A 10,212-nucleotide genomic window follows, 5' to 3' on the forward strand; every position below is an offset into this window, starting at 1 on the left:
TTACCCAATAAACACAGAAAACTGCGACTGCGACTGAAAACTAAACTCTTTCTAAATACTTCTTCGTAATAAAATCAATATCCTTGATTGATTTTCTTGTCCAATCGATGCGTTTTTCCAGTAATTCTTCTTCAGTTAATTTCCAATCGATATCCGAATGACGTAATCTGTTGGTAATCGCTTGAATAATAATCGCCGCGGATACTGAAATATTCAAACTCTCCGTAAAACCAACCATCGGAATTTTCAAAAAACCATCGGCTTGCTTCATAATATCTTCCGATAAACCTAATTTTTCAGTACCAAAGAAAATTGCTGAAGGTTTTGTAATATCAAAATCTTCCAACATACAATCATTTTCATGCGGTGTCGTGGCAATAATCTGATAGCCTTTCGCTTTTAAATCGTTTACACAATCTTGATTCGTTGAAAAACGTTTGATATCTACCCATTTTTCGGCACCCATCGCAATTTCCTTGTCAATTTGCTTACCAAAGCGTTGTTCCACTACATTAAGCTCTTGAATTCCAAACACTTCACAACTTCGCATTACAGCACTGGTATTGTGCAATTGGTAAACATCTTCACAAGCAATAGTAAAATGCTTTGTTCGACTTTGAAGCACTTTTAAAAAGCCTTCTTTTCGGTTTTCGGTGATAAATTCTTCTAAATAGGCAAGATAATTAGCGTCTTTAAACAGGTTTTCCATGAAAATGGCGGTATTTTAAATATTGTTTATTAATTTTAGGAGATTAATTCCTACGTATGACGCAAGAAGAATTACTAGAGCAAATTTATAAAAAAGACAATAAAGCCTTTACCCTTTTGTACGACATGTACGCTAAAAGTCTGTTTGGTATCATCTACAACCTTCTCAAAGACAAAGAAGAAGCCGAAGACGTATTGCAAGAAGTTTTCGTAAAAATCTGGAAAGGCATAGACAGTTATGATCAAAATAAAGGTCGTTTTTACACCTGGATTCTGAACATCGCCCGCAATACGGCGATTGACAAACTGCGCTCAAAAGACTACAACAACAGTCAAAAAAACTTATCTTCTGAAAATTTCGTACATATATTGGATGACAGCAACAAAATCAACAATAAAATTGACACGATTGGCATTCAGGAATTTATAAAAAGATTGAAACCGAAATGCATTCAGCTTATCGATTTACTGTTTTTTAAAGATTTTACCCAAAAGGAAGTTTCCGAAGAATTAGAAATTCCGCTTGGAACTGTAAAAACACAAAGCCGAAACTGTATCAACGAATTACGGAATTTATTAAAAATATAATGAACAGCAGAGAATATATAGAAAGTGGCATTTTAGAACTTTACGTTTTTGGAAAATTATCTGAAGATGAAATGGCTGAAGTTCAACAAATGGCGGCAGATAATCCGTCTATCCGAACCGAAATTGCGGCTATTGAAAAGGCTGTGATTAATCTTTCGCACAGTGTTTCGCCTAATATTTCTTCGGAAACTTATGATAAAATCCGTCGGGAATTATTGGCCGCCAATGACGAGAAAGTCATTCAACTGAAAAAGAAAAAAACAAATTGGGCTGCCATTTCAGGTTGGGCTGCCTGCTTAGCAGTTTTGTTAGGTGCCGGTTTTATGTATTTGCAGATCACTGATTCCATGGACGAGCAAATCAATTCTGAAGTGGAAAAAAGCAAATCTGAAGTAACCAAAATGCAGCAAACGGTAAAAACTTTAGAAGATAAATCCGAAGCTACCGAAAATATTTTAAACATAATCCGTGACCAAAATAATATTGTTGTTCGTTTAGAAGGGCAAGCCGCTATGCCAACCGCCAATGCAAAATTATTCTGGAACAAAGCCACAAACGAAGTTTACATCGACGGACAAAGTCTTCCTGAGCCGCCACAAGGTATGGTTTATCAGGTTTGGTCGGTAAAACTAAATCCGATGGCTCCAACGAGTATTGGTCTTTTGGAAAGAGCATCAGATTCTTCCTCAAAAATGTACCGCGTCGACAATACGACCGATGCCGATGCTTTTGGAATTACGCTTGAACCTGAAGGCGGAAGCGCAGTACCGACCATGGAAAATCTCTATTCTTTCGGAAAAGTATAATGAGAAAGAAAATTGTAATTCTGTCTGGCGCCGGTATGAGTGCCGAAAGCGGAATCAAAACCTTTCGGGATGCCGATGGTTTGTGGGAAGGTCATGATATCATGGAAGTGGCTTCACCAATCGGTTGGGCTAAAAATCCGGAATTGGTATTGGATTTCTACAACAAACGTCGCGCACAACTTTTCGAAGTTGAACCTAATAAAGGACATTTTCAGGTTGCAGCATTAGAAAAAGAGCATGAGGTTTATGTGATTACTCAAAATGTAGACGATTTACACGAACGCGCCGGAAGTACGAACGTTTTACATCTTCACGGAGAATTGTTAAAAGTCCGAAGCACTAAACATTATCACGAAGTTTACGATTGGAAAACCGATTTAAATTTAGGCGATGTAGATTCAGATGGAAATCAATTGCGACCACACATCGTTTGGTTTGGCGAAGAAGTTCCCGCCATTGAAGAAGCCGCACAAATTGTAGAAAACGCCGATATTCTGATTGTCATCGGAACTTCATTGCAAGTATATCCCGCAGCAGGTTTAATCAATTACGCTAAGCATCATATTCCGATTTATTATATTGATCCGAAACCCGCAACGTTATACGATATTCCAAATCCGGTTACTGTAATTCCAATGAATGCAAGCGAAGGAATGGAATTTCTGTTGGAAAAATTATAAAAACTGATTAAAAGAAAGCGTAGTTTTTCCAAATGGACTAATTATCTTATCTTTGCCCCTTCAAAAAACAACACAACAACATGCAACTAACTGAATTGAATGCTATTTCGCCAATCGATGGTCGTTATAGAAATAAAACGGTTTCCCTATCTCAATATTTTTCTGAAGAAGCTTTAATCCGCTACCGTGTTTTGGTGGAAGTGGAATATTTTATTGCTTTATGCGAATTGCCTTTACCGCAACTTTCGGGAGTTGATAAAAACTTATATCCGGAATTGCGCAAAATGTATGAGAACTTCTCTACGGAAGACGCCCTTTGGATTAAAGAAACCGAAAAAACAACCAATCACGATGTAAAAGCTGTTGAATATTTCATCAAGGCGGCTTTTGACAAGTTAGGTTTGCAACAATACAAAGAATTCATTCACTTCGGATTGACTTCGCAAGACATCAACAATACCGCGATTCCTTTATCGACTAAAGAAGCTTTTGAAAAAGTATATATGCCGTCGTTAATCAGTGTCGTTTCAAAATTAAAAGACTTAAGTATCGAGTGGAAGGATGTTCCGATGTTAGCCCGCACCCACGGACAACCGGCTTCCCCTACCCGTTTAGGTAAAGAAATTCAGGTTTTTGTTGAGCGTTTGGAAGAGCAGATGCGTTTGTTATTCAACGTTCCGTTTGCCGCTAAATTTGGTGGCGCAACAGGAAATTACAACGCGCATGCGATTGCTTATCCGAACAATGACTGGAGAAAATTCGGAAATGAATTTGTGGAAGAAGTTTTAGGCTTACACCACTCATTCCCCACTACGCAGATTGAGCATTACGATCATTTTGCAGCTTTCTTTGACGCTTTAAAACGCATCAACACGATTTTAATAGACTTAGACCGTGACATCTGGACGTATGTTTCGATGGATTATTTCAAACAGAAAATTAAAGCGGGTGAAATTGGTTCATCTGCTATGCCTCATAAAGTAAACCCTATCGATTTTGAAAATTCTGAAGGCAACTTAGGAATTGCCAACGCGATTTTCGAACATTTATCGGCTAAATTACCGGTTTCAAGATTACAGCGCGACTTGACCGACAGTACGGTTTTAAGAAATATCGGTGTTCCGATGGGACATACGCTAATCGCTTTCGAAGCCACTTTAAAAGGTTTGAACAAATTGCTTTTAAACGCAGAGAAATTCGAAGAAGATTTAGAGAAAAACTGGGCTGTGGTTGCCGAAGCTATCCAAACGATTTTACGTCGTGAAGGTTATCCGAATCCTTACGAAGCTTTGAAGGATTTGACCAGAACGAATACTGTTATCAATAAAGAAGCTATTCATAACTTCATCGGTACATTAAATGTTTCGGACGATGTTAAAGCGGAATTGTTGCGAATTACACCTTCAAATTATTTAGGAATTTAATTTTCTAACAATACTAATAGCAATCCCGTTAAATATTTAGCGGGATTTTTTTATGCAGTAAAATTGCAAGAAATCATAAATTCGTCTTAAAAGCGATTGGATTGAGCGATAAAACTTGATTAAAACGGCTTTTTTTAGTATTTTTCGCAATATTCATTTTTTATACTATAAGCCTATGTTTTTAACTGTTGCCGCTACGACAACTTCGCATCTGAAACCTTTAATAAGCGATTTGGGGCTCATTTTAATGACCGCCGGAATTGCTGTATTAATCTTTAGAAAATTAAAACAACCCTTAGTTTTAGGGTATTTGATTGCGGGATTTCTTGCAGGCAACAATTTTGACTTTTTCCCAACCGTAAAAGACCATCACAGTGTTGAAGTTTGGGCTGAAATTGGTGTAATCTTCCTTTTATTCAGTTTAGGACTCGAATTCAGTTTTAAAAAGTTAGTTAAAGTAGGCGGAACAGCTTCCATTACAGCTGCAACGCAAATCGTCACCATGGTTGCCCTCGGATTTCTGGTCGGACAAATGATGGGCTGGAGTAAAATGGACAGTATTTTTCTGGGTGTAATGCTTTCAATTTCATCGACTACCATTATCTTAAAAACCTTTGATGAATTGGGTGTAAAAGCCCAAAAATTTGCCGGAAACGTTATCGGTGCGCTTATTGTTCAGGATATTTTAGCGATTTTGATGATGGTGTTGCTATCCACTTTAGCGGTAAGTCAGCAGTTTTCGGGAAGCGAATTACTGCAATCGGTATTAAAACTTGTCTTCTTTCTAACGATTTGGTTTGTAGCGGGAATCTTTTTCATTCCGACTTTGTTGAAAAAAGCCAAACATCTTTTAACCGATGAAATGTTATTAATTCTTTCACTTGCTTTATGTTTAGTGATGGTTACTTTAGCAGCAAACGTTGGTTTTTCACCCGCTTTAGGCGCTTTTATCATGGGTTCCATCATAGCCGAAACTACTCAGGCGGAACATATTGAACATCTCATCAAACCCGTAAAACATCTTTTTGGAGCTGTATTCTTTGTATCCGTCGGAATGTTGATTAATCCGGATACTTTGGTGCAATACGCTTTTCCGGTTGCGGTTTTAACTTTGGTTACGATTTTCGGACAATCCATCAGTTCAACAATCGGTTCTTTACTATCAGGACAACCTTTAAAACAATCGGTTCAGGCGGGTGTAAGTTTGTCGCAGATTGGGGAATTCTCCTTTATCATTGCCACTTTAGGTATGACTTTAGGGGCAACGAGTGATTTTTTATATCCGACAGTCGTTGCCGTTTCTGCCATTACAACGTTTACGACGCCGTATATGGTGAAATTCGGAACACCTTTAGCGGTATATCTGGAGAAAAAATTACCAAGAAAATGGGTAAAAGCCATAGCCGATTACAGTGCGAATACGGAAGCTATCAAGACCTTATCTACCTGGCAGATTGTGATTAGAGCTTACATTTTTCAGATTGTCTTCCACTCTATCATAATTGTTGCAATTATCTTGTTATCAACAAAATACATCATTCCATTATTAGACGGATTAAAATTCGGGCACGGATTGGCCGCTTTATTAACCTTGGTAATTGTTTCCCCCTTTTTATGGGCGCTATCATTACGAAGAATTGCTTCAGAAGAAGTCAACGAATTATTCAAAAACCGAAAATCAAGAGGGCCACTTTTATTGTTGGTTTTCCTTAGAATGGGATTGGGCTTGTTTTTCATCGGATTCATCTTAAACAACTTCTTTTCACCTGTAATCGCCGGAATCGCGCTTGTGATAGCTTTGGCTTCCTATTTACTTTTCCCGAAACAGCTACACGCTCGTTACAACCGCATTGAACAACACTTCTTAAGCAATTTAAACGACCGAGAAATTACGAAAGAAAGTCGCTTACGAAAAGACTTGACACCTTGGGATGGTCACATGGCGACCTTTGAAATTACAGGAACTTCCAATTTATCCGGAAAAACGCTTCAGGAATTACAAATGCGCGAAAAAATCGGAATTAACATCGCTTTTATCAAGCGTGGTGAATACATTATCAATGTTCCAAGCCGAAACGAACGTTTATTTCCGAGTGATGAAATTTGCGTTATCGGAACGGATTCTCAGGTAAAAAAGTTTCAAAAATTTCTGGAATTGAACGAAATCGAACCGCCAGAAAGCACCACTGAATCGGAAATTGTTTTACAGCATTTGGAACTCAAAAACGAATCCTTCATTGGAAAAAGTATACGGGAATCTCAAATCAGGGAAAAAACGAGCGGCTTAGTCGTTGGTATCGAACGAAATGGCAGAAGGATGCTCAACCCAGATTCACATTTAGTTTTAGAACAAGGTGACATTCTTTGGGTAGTAGGCGATAAAAAGCTCCTCACAAGTTTGGAAAAATGTTAATTGAAAAGGATGGTTTTATACTGTCCTTTTTTTATGTCACACTTTAAAAAAATGACAACTATCTTTTCATTTTTCTTAATATTCCTATATTTTTTAATCAATTAATTAAACATTAAGTTGTGATTTTGTTAATCACAATTAAATTATAAAAACTTGTTTTTTATCACATCTTTCATAGTTTTAATTTTAAAATATTGATTTTCAATATTTTATAAATTGTAAATTTTTGAATATTCAGCAAATCTTCTTTATTTTTTATACAACTTTTGGTTTCAATTCATCAACCAATTGGCACTTCAAAACATACTTTTATATATTTGGTTTAACAGTTATTTAACATTTTGTAAAATAATAATGCTTTAGTGATTTTATATCACTATTGATTAAAAATAAAAACAACACAATAACAACAAACAACTAAACCAAAAACAAGTAATGTCATTAAATTTATTTAAAAACAAAATTGTAGGTTTCGCCATAATTGCTTTTTCAATAGGTAATGTATTTGCCCAGTCACCAGGAGGAGTATCTACAAATCTAACATTATGGTTAAAAGCTAACAATCCTGCATCGATTACCGGCTCACCGGTTCAAACATGGACAACCAGCGGCGGAACTGCAGCAGGCTACAGTTTAAACCAAACAAATGTGGCAAACCGGCCTCTTTTCGTAGATGGTGCTACTAATTATAAGATGTTTAATTACAATCCCCGATTAGACTTTATTCGAACATCGAGCACTAAAATCTTCAACTCTTCAACCACCCCTAATTTATTAGGTAACAATGGAACCGCCATCGTTGTATCGTCACAGGAAATCGGAAATATTTTCACCTATGCATCAGGCGGACGCTACCAATTAAAACCAACATGGCGTTTTCAAACCGGGATCAGCGGTACTGGCTATACTTTTGATTGGACTCCTCCAACGGAATTTTCCACAGATGCCGGAACAATAATGTGTAGTTATGGCTGTGGAACAAACATGGAATTGCGTAAAAACTCAATATTAGCCTCTACTCCATCAAATGTTGCAACTACATATAACCCAGCAATTTCTAACGGACTTTATCTGGGTGCAAACAATTCAACGGAATATGCAGACAGTTCAATTGCAGAAATAATTTTATTTAACACAAAACTGACTGCTGCCGAAATGGATCGGGTTGAAAGCTATCTTTCACTTAAATACGGAATCACAAGAGGTGGAAATACCAATACTACTGCACTATACAACTATATTGCTTCAGATGCTGCAACTGTATTTTGGGATAAAAGCATCAACACTGGTTTTAACAATGACATCGCAGGAATTGGAAGGGATGACAACAGTGGTTTAAATCAAAAGCAATCTATAAGCTGTAACAACAACGAGGCAGTTACCATTGCTTTAGGCAACACAATTGCTTTGGAAAACACAAGTAATCCTAACGCTTTTACAGGAAATCTTTCTTTTTTAACTTGGGGAAATAATGGTCTTTCAAACGATTTTAATAACGCGACTACATTTCCTATCGGAATTCTGGAACGTCTAAACAGAGTATGGAAAACTCAGGCTACTAATTTCAATCAGCAGATATCTGTTGGTTTTGAGAACTCTATAATTACTGGTATGGGTTCAGGATCAGACTTGGTTTTACTGTTTGATGAAGACGGAGTTGATTTTTCAAATGCTACCCGAGTTGCAGCTTGTTATGGCTTTAATGCTGACAACAAAATTCAATTTAGAGGAATTAATATTCCGGCTGGAAAACCATACTTTACCTTAGCCCGAATGATTACGCCTACACAAGTAGCGAATAATGGTCCGTTATGTGATGGAAGTACTCTAAATTTAACTTCTCAGTCCTTAACTCCTGATACCGAATATTTCTGGATCGGGCCAAACGGATTTACTTCAATAGATCAAAATCCTATGATTCCTTCTGTTTCATCTGTTGATGCTGGCACATATACCGTGTATATTACTACACAAAATTGCACAACAGAATTAAGTACTGATGTTACCATCAATCCACTAATTACTCCAAATTTCACAGCAGTACCTCCAATTTGTAGTGGTGACACATTATCTGCACTACCAACAACTTCAACCGACGGCATTACTGGTATATGGTCTCCAGATTTAGATAATACTACAACTACAACCTATACTTTTACTCCCGATGCTGGACAGTGTGCAACCAGTACTACTATGACGATTACGGTGAATTCGACCATCACACCTACTTTTGATCAAGTAGCTCCAATTTGCAATGGCAGTACTCTAAATGATTTACCTACAACTTCCAATGATGGAATTACAGGAACGTGGTCACCATCTTTAGACAATACAGCAACCACAACCTATACTTTTACTCCCGATACTGGGCAATGCGCGTCTACAACAAGTATGATGATTACTGTAAATACCTTACCTGTCATTACTGGAATTTTGACAGTTTGCGAAGGATTGACAAGCACACTTGTTGGATCGGGAATACCAGCATTGTCTGATGCTTGGATATCATCAGATACTTCAATTGCAACGATTGATACTAACGGAATTCTTAGTGGTATTTCTGAAGGAACTGCAACAATAACTTATACAGACGAAAACGGATGTGGTACAACGGTATTAGTAACTGTTAATCCGCAGCCAACCATTTCTGGAAACTTATCTCTTTGTATCAATGACACTTCGCAGTTAAGCGGATCGGATTCACCGGCATCATCAAATGCATGGATTACTTCTGACAGTTCTGTTGCTTCAGTCGACAACAACGGATTAATCACTGGGCTCTCCGACGGAACTGCTATTATAACATATACCAATAACTATGGTTGCTCAACTGATGTTACCATCACGGTATTACCATTACCAACAGCCACAATTTCCGGCACTGTTGATGTTTGCCAAAACGGCACCCAACCGAGTATAACTTTCACAGGAGCTAACGGAGCAGCACCCTATACATTTATTTATACCATCAATGGCGGAGCACCACTAACAGCTACCACGACAGTAGGTAACAGTGTGACCGTAGCAGCAGCTACAGCTACAGTTGGAACATTCACCTATGATTTGGTAAGCGTGTCTTCATCGACCACACCAAGTTGTAGTCAGGCTCAGACGGGATCGGCTATAGTGACTGTATTAGCCTTACCAACGGCAACAATTGCTACGACAACGGCTACGGTTTGTTTTGGTACAGCAGGTACTTTAACTTTCACAGGAACACCTAGTGCAGAGGTAACCTATAACGATGGCGGAGCCAACCAAACGGTAACATTGGATGCCACCGGAAATGCTTCGGTAGCTACTCCGAACTTATCAGCAGCTACGACGTATACTTTGGTAAGTGTAATGACAACGGGAACACCAAGTTGTAGTCAGAACCTAACGGGAAGTGTTACTATTGCGGTAACACCACTTCCAACAGTAAGTATCTCCGGAACAACGGCTATTTGTGAAGGCAATACGGCAACGATAACTTTTAATGGTACACCAAATGCAGTAGTAACCTATACAGTTGACGCAGGTACTAGCCAAACAATTTCATTAGATGCCACAGGAGCAGCGAGTATCACCACAGCAGCTTTAACGGCAACAAC

Annotated in this window: 7 protein-coding genes; 6 read left to right on the forward strand and 1 reads right to left on the reverse strand. The window is 38.0% G+C overall.

From position 1 onward, the window contains the following. Window positions 1-40: 40 nt before the first annotated feature. Window positions 41-709: an RNA methyltransferase gene (locus tag RUH60_RS06100; RefSeq protein ID WP_313806448.1), complete on the reverse strand. Its 669-nt coding sequence runs from the start codon at window positions 707-709 to the stop codon at window positions 41-43. A gap of 56 nt (window positions 710-765) precedes the next feature. Between RUH60_RS06100 and RUH60_RS06105 the strand changes: the two genes are divergently transcribed. The 6 genes from RUH60_RS06105 to RUH60_RS06130 form a co-directional block, all read left to right on the forward strand. Then, window positions 766-1,296: a sigma-70 family RNA polymerase sigma factor gene (locus tag RUH60_RS06105; RefSeq protein WP_313806450.1), complete on the forward strand. Its 531-nt coding sequence runs from the start codon at window positions 766-768 to the stop codon at window positions 1,294-1,296. After that, window positions 1,296-2,102, forward strand: coding sequence for an anti-sigma factor (locus RUH60_RS06110; RefSeq protein ID WP_313806452.1), 807 nt, complete (start codon window positions 1,296-1,298; stop codon window positions 2,100-2,102). The genes RUH60_RS06105 and RUH60_RS06110 overlap by 1 nt, the downstream gene beginning before the upstream one ends. Continuing rightward, window positions 2,102-2,782, forward strand: a complete 681-nt coding sequence (locus tag RUH60_RS06115) for an NAD-dependent deacylase (RefSeq protein WP_313806454.1) — start codon at window positions 2,102-2,104, stop codon at window positions 2,780-2,782. The genes RUH60_RS06110 and RUH60_RS06115 overlap by 1 nt, the downstream gene beginning before the upstream one ends. A gap of 80 nt (window positions 2,783-2,862) precedes the next feature. Beyond that, a complete protein-coding gene (gene purB / locus RUH60_RS06120; RefSeq protein WP_313806456.1) occupies window positions 2,863-4,206 on the forward strand; it encodes an adenylosuccinate lyase in 1,344 nt (447 codons plus the stop codon). Window positions 4,207-4,381: 175 nt separating this feature from the next. Beyond that, complete coding sequence (locus tag RUH60_RS06125) at window positions 4,382-6,619, forward strand: cation:proton antiporter (RefSeq protein WP_313806458.1); 2,238 nt, start codon at window positions 4,382-4,384, stop codon at window positions 6,617-6,619. A 435-nt stretch (window positions 6,620-7,054) separates the two neighbouring features. Next, window positions 7,055-10,212, forward strand: a 3,158-nt coding sequence (locus RUH60_RS06130; RefSeq protein WP_313806460.1) for an Ig-like domain-containing protein, incomplete at its 3' end; no start/stop codon positions are given.

This window comes from Flavobacterium sp., from assembly GCF_032153895.1.
In the GTDB taxonomy this organism is placed as follows: domain Bacteria; phylum Bacteroidota; class Bacteroidia; order Flavobacteriales; family Flavobacteriaceae; genus Flavobacterium.

Coding starts and splice junctions, on each gene's coding strand:
- RUH60_RS06100 (WP_313806448.1), bottom strand. CDS start 709: ATGGAAAACCTGTTTAAAGACGCTAATTATCTTGCCTATTTAGAAGAA.
- RUH60_RS06125 (WP_313806458.1), top strand. CDS start 4,382: ATGTTTTTAACTGTTGCCGCTACGACAACTTCGCATCTGAAACCTTTA.
- RUH60_RS06115 (WP_313806454.1), top strand. CDS start 2,102: ATGAGAAAGAAAATTGTAATTCTGTCTGGCGCCGGTATGAGTGCCGAA.
- RUH60_RS06110 (WP_313806452.1), top strand. CDS start 1,296: ATGAACAGCAGAGAATATATAGAAAGTGGCATTTTAGAACTTTACGTT.
- RUH60_RS06105 (WP_313806450.1), top strand. CDS start 766: ATGACGCAAGAAGAATTACTAGAGCAAATTTATAAAAAAGACAATAAA.
- purB (WP_313806456.1), top strand. CDS start 2,863: ATGCAACTAACTGAATTGAATGCTATTTCGCCAATCGATGGTCGTTAT.